A 16,965-nucleotide genomic window follows, 5' to 3' on the forward strand; every position below is an offset into this window, starting at 1 on the left:
TATGAATTTATAATGTTATAATCGATATTATATAGATAAAAAAGGAGTAGATTAGTGTGAGTAAGTTATATTTTAGATATGGGGCAATGAATTCAGGAAAATCAACACATCTCATGCAAGTTGCCCATAATTATGAAGAACGAGGAATGAAAGTAGCCTTAATAAAACCATCAACAGACAAAAAAGGTGGAGAGAAATTAGTTTCTAGACTTGGAGTAGAAAGAAGCGTTAATTTAGTAATAGGTGAAGATGATAATATACTTGAAGAAGTTAAGAAATATCGAGATAAAGTTGGTACTTTAGATTGTATATTAGTAGATGAAGTTCAATTTTTAAAAAGTTATCAAATAGATCAATTATTTGAAGTAGCAGTAGTATTAGATATACCTGTTGTATGTTATGGACTAAGAACTGACTTTAAAATGCAAGGTTTTGAAGGAAGTACAAGATTATTACTTGTTGCACATAGTATAGAAGAAATGAAGACTATTTGTAAGTGTGGAAGAAAAGCTTTATTAAATGGAAGAAAAATTAATGGTAGTTTTGTTTTTGAAGGGGAGCAAATAGCTATAGATCATATAGATAATGTAGAGTATGAATCATTATGTGGTAATTGCTATTTTAAATATCGAAATAAAAATTAAAATATGATGTGAGAGTGTGATAAAAATGAAAAAATGTGAGGTTGGGGGCCAGGCAGTTATTGAGGGTGTAATGATGAGAGGGAGCAAAGGTCAAGCTACAGCTGTTAGAACACCTAATAATGATATAGAAGTTGAGTTTGAAAAAATAATACCGATAACTAAAAGGTATAAATACTTAAATATACCCTTTATTAGAGGAATATTTATACTAATAGACTCTTTAATTACAGGTATAAAGACGTTAAATTATTCAGCATCATTTTTTGAAGAGGATGACGAGCCATCAAAATTTGAAATCTGGCTTAAGAATAAGTTTGGTGAAAAAGCAAATGATTTAATAATAGGAGCTACCTTAGCTTTCTCAATGGTTCTTGCTGTTGGATTATTCGTTGCTATACCAACAGGGATTGCTTCAATTTTTAAGGGGATAGGGCTTAATCCCATACAATTAAATCTTATAGAAGCAATAATTAGAATAACCATATTAATTGTATACATTTATGGAATAAGTAAAATGGACGATATATATAGGGTATTTCAATATCATGGAGCAGAACATAAAACTATATTTTGTTATGAATCAGAAGAAGACCTTACAGTAGAGAATGTTAAGAAACATAGTAGATTCCACCCAAGATGTGGAACAAACTTTTTATTTTTAATAATGTTTGTAAGTATAATAATTTTTACCTTTACTGGTTGGGGGAATTTTATAGAAAGATTAATTTTAAGAATAATACTAATACCTGTAGTGTCAGGAATAACTTATGAAATTATTAGATGGCTTGGAAAAAATGATAATAAGCTGGCTAGAATAATAGCTTATCCTGGACTGAAGTTACAAGAGTTAACAACTAGAGAACCAAATGATGATCAAATAGAAGTTGCAATTGCAGCTTTAATTAGAGCAGAAGGAATTGAAGAACCTAAAAAAACAATAGGTCAATTGCTTGATATTGGAGTAAAAACATTAAAAGATAATGAAATAGAAACATATCTTTTAGACACACAACTTTTATTAGGTAAGACTTTAGAAAAAGATAAACTTTATTTGATTACTCATAGAGAGGAAAAGGTAGATAATAAATATAAGATAGAATTTTTAAATCTTATAAATAAGAGAAAAGATAAGATGCCTATGAAATATATTTTAGGTGAAACTGAATTTATGGCATTAAATTTCTATGTAGAAGAAGGAGTATTAATCCCAAGAGCTGATACAGAAATACTTGTAGAAGAAGTATTGAAATTAATACCAGAAGACAGTAATTCAAAAATATGCGATTTGTGCTCTGGAAGTGGAGCTATAGGTATATCATTGGCTTATTATAGAAAGAATATAGAAGTAGATGCTATAGATTATTATGATATTCCAGAAAAAGTAACAATAAAAAATATAAAAAGAAATAATCTAGAAGAACGTGTTAACTTTATTAGAAGTGATTTATTAAATAAAGTTATAGAAGAAGGGAAAAAATATGATTATTTAGTTTCAAACCCACCTTATATTAAAGAAGAAGTAATTAATACATTAATGGATGATGTTAAAAAATATGAGCCTCATACAGCTTTATCAGGGGGTGAAGATGGCTTAGATTTTTATAAGAGAATAATAGAAGAAAGTAAAAAAGTTTTAAAAGATGGTGGCGTGCTTGCTTTTGAAATAGGACATGATCAAGCACAAGATTTAAAAACATTAATGGAAGAAAATTTTATAAACATAAAAATTATAAGAGATTTAGCAGGCTTAGATAGAGTAGTGATTGGAAACTTTCATTCTTGATAAACTGATAACTCCTATGATATAATAAAAAAATGTGAAAAAATATAGTACGGAGTGATACTTATGTTATTAAATAAATTAGCTTTTATAGAAAATAAATATGAAGAACTATCAGTAAAAATATCTGATCCTTCAATTATGGCTAACCAAAGTGAATGGAGAAAGCTATGTAAGGAACATGCGGATTTAGAAATTATAGTAACAGCATATAAAGAATATAAAACTGTAGTTGAAGATTTACAAGCTAACAAAGAAATGCTATCAGAAGAAAGTGATAAAGAAATGAGAGAAATGCTTTCAGAAGAAATTTCAATGTTAACAACAAGAGAAGAAGAATTAGAAAATGAAATACAAATACTTTTATTACCTAAAGATCCAAATGATGATAAAAACGTATTTGTAGAAATAAGAGGTGGAGCAGGTGGAGATGAAGCAGCTTTATTTGCAGCTAACCTTTTTAGAATGTACACAAGATACGCAGAAAATCAAAGATGGACTGTTGAACTGATGAGTTCAAATGAAACTGATATCGGTGGATTTAAAGAAGTTGTATTTATGATTAAAGGTCATGGTGCATATTCAAAGCTTAAATATGAAAGTGGAGTTCACAGAGTTCAAAGAGTTCCAGATACAGAATCAAGTGGTAGAATACATACATCAACTGCAACAGTTGCTGTTTTACCAGAAGTTGATGATGTAGAAATAGAAATCCATGACAAAGATTTAAGAATAGATGTTTATAGATCTTCAGGTAATGGTGGTCAATGTGTTAATACTACAGATTCAGCAGTTAGAATAACTCACCTTCCAACTGGTATGGTAGTAGCATGTCAAGATGAAAAGTCACAGCTTAAAAATAAAGAAAAAGCTATGAAGGTATTAAGATCAAGATTATATGAAGCAGCAGAAGCAGAAAGAATGGCTGGTATAGCTGAAGATAGAAAGAGCCAAGTTGGATCAGGGGATAGAAGTGAAAGAATAAGAACATATAACTATCCACAAGGTAGAGTTACAGATCATAGAATTGGATTAACATTATATAAGTTAGAAACATTTTTAAATGGTGATATAGATGAAGTTCTTAATGGATTAATGACAGCGGATCAAGCAGAGAAGATGAAACAAATGGGAAATACAGACGCTATGTAATATTAAAAGCCTTGCATTATAAATGTAGGGCTTTTAAAATAACTGGGGGAAGAGAGATGAGAATAAAAAGGGCATTAAAAAAAGAAAAGAATAGAAAAAAGCTTTTTTTTCTTATGATGTTGATACTATTTGTAATTCTTCCAACAGTATTGTATTTATCAAAAATACAATCAATATTTATATGGAGTTATTTAAGTATTATTGAATTACTAATAGTATTAGCAGTATTAATTAAAGCAAATTATTATAAATTAGATTTCACATGTAGCAATAATAAATTAAAAATGAAAAATGGATTATTCTTAAGTGAAAATTTAATATTATGTGATAAAGTAAAGATAGTACATACTGAAAAAGCAAAAGATGATTTAGAAATAATAATTGTAACAACTGTTAGATTTAAAAATAAATCCTTAAGACCAATTACGAAAGTATTTTTAAAAAGGTATCCAGAGACTGGTGATAAATATTTAAAGCTTAAAAAGCTAGAGCCTGAAGATATATATTATTTTCAAATAATTAAAAGAGGCGGATATAGGAAGTATGAGTTATTAGACTGTATTTATAGAAATTGTGTTAGAGCAACATATACCTCCTCAGCTATAGAAAATATAAAAATAGCAAGAGATCAAATTGAATTTTAATTGAAAGAAGGTAGAACTTTTGGAAACAAGGGTAGCTGTCATAAAAGATATTGACAAAGATAAAAAATATATTGAAGAAGCTGCTAAAATCATAAGAGAATCGGGAATAGTAGCTTTTCCTACAGAAACAGTATATGGTTTAGGTGCAAATGCATTAGATATAGAAGCAGTAGCGAAAATATTTAAGGCAAAAGGTAGACCACAAGATAACCCATTAATAGTACATGTAGCATCAAAGGATATAAATAATATTGTTTCTGATATACCAGAAATTGCTCAAAAGTTAATTGAAAAATTTTGGCCGGGTCCATTAACAATTATTTTAAATAAAAAAAAGGTAATACCGGATGTTACAAGTGCAGGTCTTAATACAATAGGGGTTAGAATGCCAAGTAGCGATATAGCATTAAAGTTAATAGAAACTTCAGGATGTCCAATAGCAGCACCATCTGCAAATATTTCAGGAAGACCAAGTCCTACAGAAATGGAAAGATGTGTAGAGGACTTATCTGGAAAAATTGATTATATACTAGGCGGAGAGAAAAGTGATGTCGGAGTAGAATCTACAATTGTTGACTGTACAGTAAATCCACCAGTAGTTTTAAGACCAGGTGGAATAACTATAGAGATGCTTAAAGATATTAATGAAGAGATAGAATTAGACCCTGCTATTAAAGGGAAACCTTCAGAAAATTTAAAGCCTAAAGCACCAGGAATGAAGTATAGACATTATGCTCCGAAGGCAAACTTGAAAATAATAAAAGGAAAAAATGAAAAAACTATTGAAAAAATCAATGAAATGATACACAATTATATAGAAAATCATAAGAGTGTAGCAATTTTATCTACTGAGGATAATATAAAGAATTTCAAATATGGAAAAGTAGTTTCATTAGGCAATGATTTAAATGATGTTGCAAGAAATATATTTGAGTCTTTAAGATATTGTGATGATTTAGGTGTAGATGTTATTTTATGTCAAGCCTTTGAAGAAAAAGGCGTAGGTGTTGCTATAATGAATAGATTAAATAAAGCAGCAGGATTTGATATAATCGAAGTATAGTTTAAGGGAGGAAGGAGGTAATCTTTTCTTCCTTTTTTTATAGATAATTAATGTTTAACAATTAATTATAAATATAATACTAAAAAAGGATATCTTTAAAGTATCCTTAAGACAATTAATTACTAACTAAACGATAGTGTAAAGTTTCGTATGAAAAAATAGCTTATGGCTAATTTGGAATAATAGTTAAAAATATCTTTATAATATCTAAGAAAATTTTAAAATTGAATATGCTAAAAAGACCTTCGGTAACGGAGGCAAAAACTTAATCAATATTTGATTTTATGATTTATCAAGAAGTTTGTGATTCTTGCATATGTAATATGGTTTGTTGACCGAGACTGATAAGAATTTGCCACTTTGCAGACATATTGTCAATACCATCTAGTTGCTTTAATTCGTTTAAAGGACGCCAGTAATTGTAAGGATGCGGGCGTAAGAAGTTGTAATAAGCAACCCAAAGGGAGAAGCCATAAAGAGCACCTTCATCACTTCCATAACCACAGGTACCCCTGTAGGAAGATTTAAAGGTACGGTTTAAACGCTCTACAACTTGCTTAACCCAACGAAATTCTTCAGATACTGGATCATCGTTAGTAAGTCCGATAACTTGAGTTAGATTAAATTCTTTATTTTTTTCTAATTCAAATTGTTGCTTCGCTAACGGATATGAACTGTAACCATCGGCAACGAAGTTTAAAGCTTTTCCAGGGAAGTCTTTAAACTTATCAAAAGCCATACGCATTGCTAGTATACAAGGGCCAGTATCTCTTGTATCAGATACTTGATAACCTAGAATAGACCTTTTACAAGCATCCATTACAATCCAGACATAATGCTTAATGCCTTTTACTTTTATATAAGTTTCATCGGCAGAAAGTATTTTAGAGGGTTTGTAATCAAAGGTATCAACAAACGGCTTAATAACAGCAGCTGCTGTTAGAGCATAATTAGCAACAGTTCTATGTGAAATTTTTATTCCATGAACTTCTTTTAAAACATGAGCTGTTTGTCTTGTAGACATTTTACAATTAACGTGATAAGTCAAGCATAGTCCCATTATATGCGGGCTAAACTTCTTAAAACTAAATCCGGTAGCATGTTTTGATATTGGATATAGATCCATTTTAAAGAAGTTAATATTAAATTCACGATATATGTAATGAAGCTTATACTTGTATTTATCACAAGGATCAATATTCTTTGGAAGATTCTTAAGATTTCTTTGATAGTATAAGCATTTAGAATTATTGCATTTATGTATTTTAAAGTGCTTGCGTTGCTTTTGTTCCGTAAGCGTAGCACCGCAATAAGGACATATAAATACTATTGGTTTAGTTGTGTGATTAGTTTCTTTAAATGTAAGACCACAAACTTTACATTGAAACTGTCCTTTACTGCCATTGTTATCGTATATATATTCATGTGGTGCACCACACTTAGGACATTTAGTTTTTTTAGGGATAGACTTCCCGTTCCGTCTTTGGACGGGTTTTACGGTCTTGTTATATTTATGTTTGTAATAAGCTAAAAGTAATATATAGTCTACCTTTTCAAATCTAATAATTGTGGGTAGCTTATCTACTTTGAATTTTTGGTATTCTGGACTATTAGAATCATCAAATATCATCTGGTTAAGTGGAATATGTTTTGAGATGAATAAAAGTAATTGACCGATAATGGCAATTAAATATTGATTATAAGTAATTAAATAAGTTATAATTGAATCCATAATAACGACATCCTTTCATGTGTGATTTTGTTTGGTTAGAGATTCAATTTTAACATGAAATTAGGGGGTCGTTATTTTTTTATACAAAAAAACTGGCGAAACCTTGATATATAAAGATTTAAAAAGAAAAGTAGTGTAAAAAACTTTACACTAACAACTAAACAGGAGGGACTATTATATGAAAATAGCATTAGGTTCAGACCATGGTGGAATAGAATTAAAGGAAGAAATAATTAAATACTTACAAAGTGAAGGATATGAAATAAAGGATTTTGGTACTAACACTAAGGATTCATGTGATTATCCAGACTATGCAGTACCAGTTGCAGAAGCAGTAGTAGCAAAAGAATTCGATTTTGGTATTCTAGTATGTGGTACAGGAATAGGAATTGGTATAGCAGCAAATAAAGTTCCAGGTGTAAGAGCAGCTTTATGCTCAGATACTTTTAGTGCACATGCAACTAGAGAACATAATAATGCCAATATATTAACATTAGGTCAAAGAGTTGTTGGACCTGGATTAGCATTAGATATAGTAAAGACTTTCTTAAATACTAACTTTGAAGGCGGTAGACATCAATTAAGAATAGATAAAGTATCTGAAGTTGAGAAAAAATATAGCAAATAATTTTTAATAATTATTATAGAATTATAGATTAGAGGAGGAGACAAAAATGAGTAAAGTAACACAAATCGATCATCCATTAATACTTCACAAATTAGCTTTTATAAGAAACAAGGATACAGGTGCAAAAGATTTTAGAGAATTAGTTGAAGAAGTTTCAATGCTTATGGCATATGAAGTAACAAGAGATTTAAGTACTGAAGAAGTAGAAATAGAAACTCCAATCTGTAAGGCGAAATGTCAAATGCTGTCAGGGAAGAAAATGGCTATAGTACCAATATTAAGAGCAGGTCTTGGAATGGTAGATGGTATGTTAAAGCTTATACCAGCAGCTAAAGTTGGTCATGTTGGATTATACAGAGATGAGGAAACATTACAACCAGTAGAGTATTTCTGTAAACTTCCACAAGATATTGCAGAAAGAGATGTAATAGTAGTAGATCCAATGTTAGCAACAGGTGGCTCAGCAGCAGATGCAATACAAATATTAAAGAAAAGAGGAGCCAAAAACTTAAGATTAATGTGCTTAATTTCATCACCTGAAGGAATTGAATTAGTACAAAAAGAACATCCAGATGTAGATATATATGTAGCTGGAATTGATGAGAAACTAAATGAACATGGATATATTGTACCAGGCTTAGGAGATGCTGGAGACAGATTATTCGGAACTAAATAATTAATTAAAAGGGGTTTAAAGTTTGCTATGCAATCTTTAAACCTTATTCTTTAATAAAATTAAATTTCTACATAGTTACAGTAAATGTATCATCTTTGAAAACAAAATTATTATTGGTATAATTAAAATACATAAAAATTAAACTTTTATAAGTATCATATAAATATTGAGGTGGATAAATTTTGGATAGGAGAGATAAACATAATTATTATTTAGACATTGCAGAAACTGTTCTAGAAAGAGGAACATGTCTACGTCGTAATTATGGGTCTATAATAGTAAAAAATGACGAAATAATATCAAGTGGATATACAGGAGCACCAAGAGGTAGAAAAAACTGTATAGATATGAAAACTTGTATTAGAGAAAAGTTGAATGTTCCAAGAGGAACTCATTATGAGTTATGTAGAAGTGTTCATAGTGAAGCTAATGCTATAATAAGTGCATCTCGAAGAGATATGATTGGAGCGACTTTATATTTAGTAGGAAGAGATGCTAACAGTAGGGAATATGTTTTAAATGCTAATTCTTGTTCTATGTGCAAAAGAATGATTATAAATGCTGGAATAAAAGAAGTAGTAATAAGAGATAGTAAAAATGAGTATAGGACAATATTAGTAGAGTCTTGGATAGAGGAAGATGATAGTTTAGCTATTAAATTAGAAATGGGATATTAATAGAGGAGGATTTTAAAGTGAATAAGAAAAAAATAATAACAATATTTGGTACTAGGCCAGAAGCTATAAAAATGGCGCCATTAGTGAAGGAATTAGAAAAAAGAGAAGGGTTAGAAGCTAAAGTATGTGTAACAGCACAACATAGAGAAATGTTAGATCAAGTGTTAGAATATTTTGATATAACTCCAGATTTTGATTTAAATATAATGAAATCAAAACAAACATTAACTGGAATAACTAATAGAATCTTAGAAGGTTTAGAAGAAATATTTACAGAAGAAAAGCCAGATATGGTATTAGTACATGGAGATACAACAACGACTTTTTCAAGTGCTTTAGCAGCGTTTTATCAACAAGTTCCAGTAGGTCATGTTGAAGCTGGGCTTAGAACTTTTGATAAGTATTTTCCGTTTCCAGAAGAAATGAATAGAAAACTTACTGGTTCATTAGCAGATTTACATTTTGCTCCAACTAAAGGTTCAAAAAATAATCTTCTAAGAGAAGGTATAAAGGAAGATGATGTATATATAACTGGGAATACAGTAATTGATGCTATGCTTCATACAGTAAAAGATAATTATATTTTTGACAATGAAGAACTAAATGAAATAGATTTCAAAAACAAAAAAATTATTATGATTACTGCTCATAGAAGAGAAAATTGGGGCGAAGGTATAGAAAATATTTGTGATGCTCTAAAATTAATTGTAGAAAAAAATAAAGATGTCGAATTAGTGTATTTAGTACATTTAAATCCTATAGTAAAAGATATAGTAACTAAAAAGCTAGGAGATATAGAAAGAGTACACTTATTATCACCGTTAGATACAAAAGAAACTCATAACCTAATGAACAAATGCTTTATGGTTATGACAGATTCTGGTGGGTTACAAGAAGAAGCACCACACTTAGGAAAGCCAGTATTAGTGCTAAGAGACGTAACAGAAAGACCCGAAGCTGTTAGCTATGGAACTGTAAAATTAGTGGGTACAGATATAGAAAAAATTGTATCAGAAGCAAATAAATTATTAAATGATAATGAAGCTTATAATGATATGAGTAAAGCTGTAAATCCATATGGAGATGGATTAGCATCAAAAAGAATAGCTGATGCAATAGAAAAATATTTTGGTATTAGAGAAGAAAAAGTGGAAGAATTTGTTAGATAAACTGGAAATAAATATAAAAGATTAGGTTGATTATAGAAATAAAAGTGGTATAATGAAATTGTGTTAATTGTTTAACAAATAAGAAAATTCTAACGACGAACTTAGGGAGGTTATAATAATGAGAGAAGTAGTTATTGCAAGTGCAGTAAGAACACCAATAGGATCTTTTGGAGGAGCACTAAAAAATGTATCTGTAGCAGATTTAGGTGCTTTAGTAATTAAAGAAGCTATAACTAGAGCTGGGGTAAAAGGGGAACAAATAGAAGAAGTAGTAATGGGTAATGTTATTCAAGCTGGACTTGGACAAAATGTAACAAGACAAGCAGCTGTTAAGGCTGGGTTACCAATAGAAATTCCAGCTATGACTATTAATAAAGTATGTGGATCAGGTTTAAGAACTGTAGCATTAGCAGCTCAAATGATAAAAGCTGGGGATGCTGACATCGTAGTTGCAGGTGGTATAGAAAATATGTCACAAGCACCATACCTATTAAGAACAGCAAGATGGGGACAAAGAATGGGCGATGGAAAAATGGTTGATTCAATGATTAACGATGCTTTATGGGATGCATTTAATAACTACCATATGGGTGTTACTGCTGAAAATATAGCTAAACAATGGAACATAACAAGAGAAGAACAAGATGAATTTGCTCTTCAATCACAATTAAAAGCAGAAAAAGCTATAAAAGAAGGTAAATTTAAAGATGAAATTGTTCCAGTTTTAATTCCTCAAAGAAAAGGAGAACCTAAAGTATTCGATACTGATGAATTCCCAAGATTTGGTTCAACAATAGAAGGTATGAAAAAATTAAAACCTGCATTTATAAAAGATGGTACAGTAACAGCTGGTAATGCATCAGGCATAAATGATGGAGCAGCAGCATTTGTTGTAATGAGTGCAGAAAAAGCTAAGGAATTAGGAATTAAACCTTTAGCTAAAATAATCTCATATGGACATAAAGGTGTAGATCCATCAATTATGGGATATGGACCTTTCCAAGCAACAAAGAAAGCTTTAGAAGTTTCAGGATTAAAAATTGAAGATATAGATTTAATAGAAGCAAATGAAGCATTTGCAGCTCAAAGTATTGCAGTTGCTAGAGATTTAAACTTTGATATAAGCAAAGTAAATGTTAATGGCGGAGCTATTGCACTAGGTCATCCAGTTGGAGCATCAGGAGCTAGAATTTTAGTAACATTACTTCACGAAATGCAAAAAAGAGATGCTAAAAAAGGTTTAGCTACTCTATGCATAGGTGGTGGAATGGGAACTGCTATGATAGTAGAAAGATTATAAAAATTATCTTTTAAAATAAAATAGATTATATATTAAAATAGTTAAAAAGACTTTCAATTTAATTTGAAAGTCTTTTTTGTATTAAAAAAATAAAAAAACATATAATAATAAAGAATAATATCGACATAATTATACAGTAAATTTTACTATTTTCAAAAATATTAAAAAACTTATTAAATAGAATGAAAGTTCATTATAAACATTAAATTATAAATTATTATACAAGAATATAAAACCTTTAATTTGGTGCTAAATCATTGTAATTAAAGGTTTAACAGGTATTCACCTATATTATTAATAGTATAATAATAATATAAAAATAAGAAAAAAAATAAAAAAATGAATAAATTAAAAATAAATTATTCATTTATAGAAAATATTATATTAATAAGTTTTTAGGTATATATATATAACTATAATAAAAAATGATAAAAAAAAGACTTTGTCCCAAAAAAAACGTATTTAAAGACAAATGAAAATGTTAACATAAAAAGAAAGGTGAAAATTCAATGTTTATAATATTCTGACAAATGAATAATTGTGGTTAAATTTGCCTGTTTGTTATAAAAAACTTATTATTAGTGAATTGCATTAAGTAAAATGATAATAAATGATTATAATCATTGGAAATAGAGAAAAAAGAATAAATTTAAAGAAAAACGAAGTTTTCATTAATGTTTTACGAGGTCTATAATAACAAGAGTCAGTTGGGGGGAAAGATAAAATGAGTAGAGAAATGAATAATTTGCTGAGTAAAATGATAAAATGTGATTTAGTAGGAGGAATCATTTCTGCACTTATAGTATCTTTATTAGTAAACTTACAAATTGCAAGTATATTTTTTATGGGAGTATTAGTAGCCTTAATAAATTTTATAGTTAGTGGAAAAATTTTAGAATATTCATTAATAAGAAATAAAAGACTATTAATAATATGTAGCTACTTCATAAAAATAATGGTGATAGTTTGTTTAGCACTACCATTTATGTACAACTTACAAAAATTAATAGCATATGTTGGAGGATATATAATTCATTTTGTCTTTTTAACAGGCTATTGGCTAAAAAATGAGAAAGGAAGTGATTAGGTGGAACCATTGAAGCCTATATTTTCCTTTGGACTTGGAGGGTTTACAGTAGATATAACTCCTGATATAGTAGTCCAATGGGTTATAATTGTTTTGATAGCTATCTTGGCATGGTGGGCAACCAAAGATTTAAAGGTTAAACCAACTAAAAAACAAGTAGTTGTTGAATCAATATATACTACAATTAGAAATGTAGTATTAGAAAATGTTGGTCAAAATTATAGTGATATAATTCCACTTATAGGTTCTATGGGAATTTATTTACTCCTAATGAATCTTGTAGGTTTAATCGGTATAGTACCACCAACAAAGAATTTTAGTGTAACCTTAGGTATGGCTCTTATAACATTTTCTGTTGTTCAAGCTTATGCTATTAAAAAGCATGGAGTTAAAAGCTACTTAAAGGGATATACACAACCAATTCCAGTTATGTTACCAATAAATTTATTAGAGAGAATTATGTTACCAGTTTCTCTTTCATTAAGACTTTTTGGTAACGTGTTAGCTGCTACATTTATTATAGAATTAGTATATGAAAATCTACATAAGATAGCATGGATAGCACAGATTGGTTTACCAATAGCCTTACATGGATATTTTGATGTTTTTGATGGAGTTATACAAATGGTAATATTTGTTATGCTAACAATGATAAATATAAAAATAGTTTCAGAACACTAATTTTAAGGAGGATTTTATAATGAATGAAATAGGAATGAGAGCATTAGGTGCAGGTATTGCAGTATTAGTTGGTTTAGGAGCAGGTATAGGTATAGGTAATGCTACAGGAAAAGCTGTAGAAGGTATTTCAAGAAATCCAGAAACTAATGGTAAGATCACAACAGCTTTAATCATTGGTGCAGGTTTCGCAGAAGCAACAGCTATTTATGGTTTATTAGTATCAATACTTCTAATATTTGTTGGAGTAAAATAATGAATTTTAGTGACTCCAGAAGGGAGGCAATGTATATATAATGGATATAAACATTAGTGTAGTTTTAGCAACTATAATAAATTTCATTATTCTATTAGCTATCCTAAAACATTTCTTCTTTGACAAAGTTAAGGCAATAATCAATGAAAGAGAAGCTAATATCTCACAAAAATTAGATGGTGCTGAAGAAGAACTTGAAAAAGCCAGAATGTTAGTTATTGAAAATGAAAGAATATTAAAGACTGCTAGAGAAGAAGGAAAGAAGATTACTGAAAGACATAAAGAAAAAGCTGAAAAAGTATATGAAGAAATTCTTGATGAGGCAAACCAAGAAGCTAAAATCATTTTAGAAAGAGCTAAGGTGGAAATCAATAGAGAAAAAGAAAAAGTAGAATATCAACTTAAAAAGGAAGCTATAGATTTAGCAATTGAACTTTCAAAAAAAGTTATCGAAAAGAATATTAATGAGCAAGATAATAGAGAGTTAATTGGAGACTTTATTAATAAGGTAGGTAAGTAATTATGTATGAATATCTAGACCGAAGATACGCTTTAGCTTTATATAAAGTAGCTGAAGAAAAAGGGAAAGTTCAACAATACTTACAAGACTTAAGAGAAATTTGTGATTTAATAGATACAAATAAGGAATTCTACGAAGTAATCAAACATCCGCAAATTAGTACGAAAAAGAAAAAGAAAACATTTATTAATATATTTAAAGGTCATATAGATGAAGAATTATTATCATTTTTATTAATTCTTATAGAAAAAGACAGAATACTTTATCTTAGAGAAAAGCTAAAGGAAATGGAAAAGATAGACTTAGAACATAAAAATACCTTAAATGGAATTGTAAGAACTACAGTTGCATTAACTGATGAGGAATTTAATTCTCTAAAGTCTAAATTAGAAAATAAATATAATAAGCACGTTATTTTAGAACAAATTATTGATGAAAGTATTCTAGGTGGAATATATGTAAGAATCGGTAATGATGTTATAGATGGTACAGTTAAATCCAAATTAGATGAATTAAAGGATTTAATGCTTAGCACAGAATAGAGGTGAAGTCATGAATATTAAGCCTGAAGAAATAACATCCATAATTAAAAAAGAAATCGAAAGATACGAAAAAGAGATAACAACAGTTGACTCAGGAACTATTATTCAAATAGGTGATGGAGTTGCTAGAGTTTATGGTTTAGATGACTGTATGGAAGGTGAATTATTAGAATTCCCTAACAATGTATATGGTATGGCTTTAAACTTAGAACAAGATAACGTTGGATGTGTTCTTTTAGGACCTGAAGAAGGTATAAAAGAAGGCGATATTGTAAAAAGAACAAATAAAATAGTTGAGGTTCCAGTAGGAGAAGCTTTACTAGGAAGAGTTGTAAACTCATTAGGAGAAGCCATTGATGGAAAAGGACCTATAAATCATTCAGAATATAGAGCCATAGAAGTACCAGCACCAAGTATAATAGCTAGAAGTTCAGTTAATGAACCTCTTCAAACTGGTATTAAGGCTATAGATTCAATGATTCCAATCGGTAAGGGACAAAGAGAACTTATAATTGGAGATAGACAAACAGGTAAAACTGCAATAGCAGTTGATACAATCTTAAACCAAAAAGGTAAAGATGTTATTTGTATTTATGTAGCAATTGGACAAAAACAATCAACAGTTGCTAATATAGTTAATACTTTAGAAGAAATGGGAGCTTTAGATTATTCAATAATCGTAAGTGGTACAGCTTCTGAATCAGCACCATTACAATATTTAGCACCATATGCTGGATGTAGTATGGGAGAATATTTCATGCATCAAGGAAAAGACGTTTTAATTATTTATGATGATCTTTCAAAGCATGCAGTAGCTTATAGAACAATGTCATTATTACTAAGAAGACCACCAGGTAGAGAAGCGTATCCTGGAGATGTATTCTATATCCATTCAAGATTACTTGAAAGAGCAGCTAAGCTTTCAAAAGAAAATGGTGGAGGATCATTAACAGCTCTTCCAATAATAGAAACACTTGCAGGAGACGTTACAGCATATATACCTACAAATGTTATTTCAATAACAGATGGACAAATATTCTTAGAATCAGATTTATTCCACTCAGGTCAAAGGCCAGCAGTTAACGCTGGTATATCAGTATCAAGAGTTGGTGGTAATGCTCAAATAAAAGCTATGAAACAAGTTTCAGGTACTTTAAGACTTGAACTTGCTCAATATAGAGAATTAGCAGCATTCTCACAATTTGGTTCAGATTTAGATAAAGACTCTAAAAAGAGACTTGAAAAAGGTAAGAGATTAGTTGAAGTTTTAAAACAAGATCAATATTCTCCAATGCCTGTTGAAAAACAAATCGTAATCTTATATGCAACAGTTCATGATTTCTTATCAGATATCAAAGTTGAAGATGTAAGAAGATTTGAAAGAGAACTTTTAGAATATGCAGATACTCATTATAGAGATTTATTAAAAGCAATAGTTGAAGAAAAAGTTCTTAGTGATGAAGTGAAATTTGAATTAGATAAATGTATAATAGAATTTAAAAAATTATTTTTACAAGATGCATAGCTTAAAAAGCTATGCAATTCTTTAGGAGGTGGAAGTTTGGGATCAGCAGGACTTATTGAAATAAAAAGAAGAATGAAGTCAGTTGAAAGTACAAGAAAGATAACAAAAGCTATGAATCTTGTATCCACTTCTAAACTTAGAAAGGCAAGAAAAGAACTTGCGGCTAATGAAAAATATTATAATTTATGCCATGAAATAGTAAGCGAATTAATGGCTTCTTTACCAATGGATTATGAAAGTAAATTCTTTAACAGCAAGGTAAAGACTTCTGATAAGCTTTATATTGTTATAAGTTCAGATACAGGTCTTTGCGGAGGTTTCAATGGTAACATAGCAAGTAGATTAAATGATATGATTGAAAATAAGAGTCAAGCAAAGATTGTTGTTGCAGGAAGTAAAGGAATTTCATATATGAAAAGGTATGGATTTGATACTGTTGGTGAATATGTAGAAATTCCAGATGTACCTACTGTAAGAGAAATAAAAGCAATATATCAAGATGCTCTATATATGTTTAAAAAGGGAGATGTTAGCGAAGTAAATATAGTATTTACTGAGTATACATCACCAATTAAACAAGAGGTAAAAATAGAAAGACTTTTCCCGATTGAAAGAGAAGGAAATGTTCAAAGTGACTTTTTAATTGAACCTAGCTTAGATGAGGTTTTAAATTCAAGTTTAGATGTGTATTTCAAAAGTAAGCTTAGAAGAGCAATGCTACATTCAAAGGTTAGTGAGCAAAGTGCTAGAATGACTGCTATGGATGGAGCTACTAGAAATGCTAATGATATATTACAAGGATTAAGCATTAAATACAATAGAATAAGACAAACAATGATAACTCAAGAGATATCAGAAATTGTAGGAGGAGCTGAAGCTCAAAAATAGTAAG

At 29.5% G+C, this 16,965-nt stretch carries 18 protein-coding genes; 17 read left to right on the plus strand and 1 reads right to left on the minus strand.

Annotated features, from left to right (window positions below):
* The first annotated feature begins 56 nt into the window (after positions 1-56).
* The 5 genes from BTM21_RS00845 to BTM21_RS00865 all read left to right on the plus strand — a co-directional run bounded on the left by BTM21_RS00845 (position 57) and on the right by BTM21_RS00865 (position 5,283).
* Positions 57-644: a thymidine kinase gene (locus BTM21_RS00845; protein WP_079481638.1), complete on the plus strand. Its 588-nt coding sequence runs from the start codon at positions 57-59 to the stop codon at positions 642-644.
* A gap of 25 nt (positions 645-669) precedes the next feature.
* The gene (gene prmC / locus BTM21_RS00850; protein WP_079481637.1) at positions 670-2,427 is read left to right on the plus strand and encodes a peptide chain release factor N(5)-glutamine methyltransferase; all 1,758 of its coding nucleotides are present in this window, start codon (positions 670-672) and stop codon (positions 2,425-2,427) included.
* A gap of 63 nt (positions 2,428-2,490) precedes the next feature.
* Entirely contained in the window at positions 2,491-3,576 is a 1,086-nt protein-coding gene (prfA, locus tag BTM21_RS00855; protein WP_021876610.1) for a peptide chain release factor 1, read from the plus strand.
* A 56-nt stretch (positions 3,577-3,632) separates the two neighbouring features.
* Positions 3,633-4,220, plus strand: a complete 588-nt coding sequence (locus BTM21_RS00860) for a hypothetical protein (RefSeq protein ID WP_079481636.1) — start codon at positions 3,633-3,635, stop codon at positions 4,218-4,220.
* Positions 4,221-4,239: 19 nt separating this feature from the next.
* Positions 4,240-5,283: an L-threonylcarbamoyladenylate synthase gene (locus BTM21_RS00865; protein WP_021876608.1), complete on the plus strand. Its 1,044-nt coding sequence runs from the start codon at positions 4,240-4,242 to the stop codon at positions 5,281-5,283.
* Between the two features lie 292 nt (positions 5,284-5,575).
* Here BTM21_RS00865 and BTM21_RS00870 read toward each other — a convergent pair whose 3' ends face one another.
* Positions 5,576-7,015, minus strand: a complete 1,440-nt coding sequence (locus tag BTM21_RS00870; RefSeq protein WP_079481036.1) for a DDE-type integrase/transposase/recombinase — start codon at positions 7,013-7,015, stop codon at positions 5,576-5,578.
* Between the two features lie 178 nt (positions 7,016-7,193).
* On the opposite strand from BTM21_RS00870, the gene rpiB reads away from it, so the two are divergent.
* The 12 genes from rpiB to atpG all read left to right on the plus strand — a co-directional run bounded on the left by rpiB (position 7,194) and on the right by atpG (position 16,961).
* A complete protein-coding gene (gene rpiB / locus BTM21_RS00875) occupies positions 7,194-7,643 on the plus strand; it encodes a ribose 5-phosphate isomerase B (protein ID WP_021876607.1) in 450 nt (149 codons plus the stop codon).
* A gap of 46 nt (positions 7,644-7,689) precedes the next feature.
* Positions 7,690-8,319 (plus strand): uracil phosphoribosyltransferase, encoded by a 630-nt coding sequence (gene upp / locus BTM21_RS00880; RefSeq protein ID WP_021876606.1) that lies wholly within the window; start codon positions 7,690-7,692, stop codon positions 8,317-8,319.
* Between the two features lie 182 nt (positions 8,320-8,501).
* Positions 8,502-8,996 carry a deoxycytidylate deaminase gene (locus BTM21_RS00885; RefSeq protein ID WP_021876605.1) on the plus strand — a complete coding sequence of 165 codons (495 nt, stop codon included), beginning with the start codon at positions 8,502-8,504 and terminating at the stop codon, positions 8,994-8,996.
* A gap of 17 nt (positions 8,997-9,013) precedes the next feature.
* On the plus strand, positions 9,014-10,165 hold the full coding sequence (gene wecB / locus BTM21_RS00890) for a non-hydrolyzing UDP-N-acetylglucosamine 2-epimerase (protein WP_021876604.1): 1,152 nt from the start codon (positions 9,014-9,016) through the stop codon (positions 10,163-10,165).
* Between the two features lie 118 nt (positions 10,166-10,283).
* Positions 10,284-11,465, plus strand: a complete 1,182-nt coding sequence (locus BTM21_RS00895) for an acetyl-CoA C-acetyltransferase (RefSeq protein WP_021876603.1) — start codon at positions 10,284-10,286, stop codon at positions 11,463-11,465.
* A gap of 724 nt (positions 11,466-12,189) precedes the next feature.
* Positions 12,190-12,552: a hypothetical protein gene (locus tag BTM21_RS00900; protein WP_079481635.1), complete on the plus strand. Its 363-nt coding sequence runs from the start codon at positions 12,190-12,192 to the stop codon at positions 12,550-12,552.
* Positions 12,553-13,233 carry a F0F1 ATP synthase subunit A gene (locus BTM21_RS00905; RefSeq protein ID WP_021876601.1) on the plus strand — a complete coding sequence of 227 codons (681 nt, stop codon included), beginning with the start codon at positions 12,553-12,555 and terminating at the stop codon, positions 13,231-13,233.
* A 19-nt stretch (positions 13,234-13,252) separates the two neighbouring features.
* A complete protein-coding gene (gene atpE / locus BTM21_RS00910; RefSeq protein ID WP_021876600.1) occupies positions 13,253-13,486 on the plus strand; it encodes an ATP synthase F0 subunit C in 234 nt (77 codons plus the stop codon).
* 40 nt (positions 13,487-13,526) lie between these two features.
* Positions 13,527-14,006 carry a F0F1 ATP synthase subunit B gene (locus BTM21_RS00915; RefSeq protein WP_021876599.1) on the plus strand — a complete coding sequence of 160 codons (480 nt, stop codon included), beginning with the start codon at positions 13,527-13,529 and terminating at the stop codon, positions 14,004-14,006.
* 2 nt (positions 14,007-14,008) lie between these two features.
* Positions 14,009-14,548 (plus strand): F0F1 ATP synthase subunit delta, encoded by a 540-nt coding sequence (locus tag BTM21_RS00920; protein ID WP_021876598.1) that lies wholly within the window; start codon positions 14,009-14,011, stop codon positions 14,546-14,548.
* Between the two features lie 10 nt (positions 14,549-14,558).
* Positions 14,559-16,073, plus strand: a complete 1,515-nt coding sequence (gene atpA, locus BTM21_RS00925) for a F0F1 ATP synthase subunit alpha (protein ID WP_021876597.1) — start codon at positions 14,559-14,561, stop codon at positions 16,071-16,073.
* Between the two features lie 36 nt (positions 16,074-16,109).
* Positions 16,110-16,961: an ATP synthase F1 subunit gamma gene (gene atpG / locus BTM21_RS00930; RefSeq protein ID WP_021876596.1), complete on the plus strand. Its 852-nt coding sequence runs from the start codon at positions 16,110-16,112 to the stop codon at positions 16,959-16,961.
* Positions 16,962-16,965: the final 4 nt, after the last annotated feature.

Source organism: Clostridium chauvoei, assembly GCF_002327185.1.
Lineage (GTDB): Bacteria > Bacillota > Clostridia > Clostridiales > Clostridiaceae > Clostridium > Clostridium chauvoei.

Bases quoted from the DNA above. Each gene is read 5' to 3' on its own strand.
- BTM21_RS00895 (WP_021876603.1), top strand. From the start codon at position 10,284: ATGAGAGAAGTAGTTATTGCAAGTGCAGTAAGAACACCAATAGGATCT.
- BTM21_RS00900 (WP_079481635.1), top strand. From the start codon at position 12,190: ATGAGTAGAGAAATGAATAATTTGCTGAGTAAAATGATAAAATGTGAT.
- BTM21_RS00870 (WP_079481036.1), bottom strand. From the start codon at position 7,015: ATGGATTCAATTATAACTTATTTAATTACTTATAATCAATATTTAATT.
- atpE (WP_021876600.1), top strand. From the start codon at position 13,253: ATGAATGAAATAGGAATGAGAGCATTAGGTGCAGGTATTGCAGTATTA.
- BTM21_RS00915 (WP_021876599.1), top strand. From the start codon at position 13,527: ATGGATATAAACATTAGTGTAGTTTTAGCAACTATAATAAATTTCATT.
- BTM21_RS00860 (WP_079481636.1), top strand. From the start codon at position 3,633: ATGAGAATAAAAAGGGCATTAAAAAAAGAAAAGAATAGAAAAAAGCTT.
- BTM21_RS00920 (WP_021876598.1), top strand. From the start codon at position 14,009: ATGTATGAATATCTAGACCGAAGATACGCTTTAGCTTTATATAAAGTA.
- prfA (WP_021876610.1), top strand. From the start codon at position 2,491: ATGTTATTAAATAAATTAGCTTTTATAGAAAATAAATATGAAGAACTA.
- rpiB (WP_021876607.1), top strand. From the start codon at position 7,194: ATGAAAATAGCATTAGGTTCAGACCATGGTGGAATAGAATTAAAGGAA.
- prmC (WP_079481637.1), top strand. From the start codon at position 670: ATGAAAAAATGTGAGGTTGGGGGCCAGGCAGTTATTGAGGGTGTAATG.
- atpA (WP_021876597.1), top strand. From the start codon at position 14,559: ATGAATATTAAGCCTGAAGAAATAACATCCATAATTAAAAAAGAAATC.
- upp (WP_021876606.1), top strand. From the start codon at position 7,690: ATGAGTAAAGTAACACAAATCGATCATCCATTAATACTTCACAAATTA.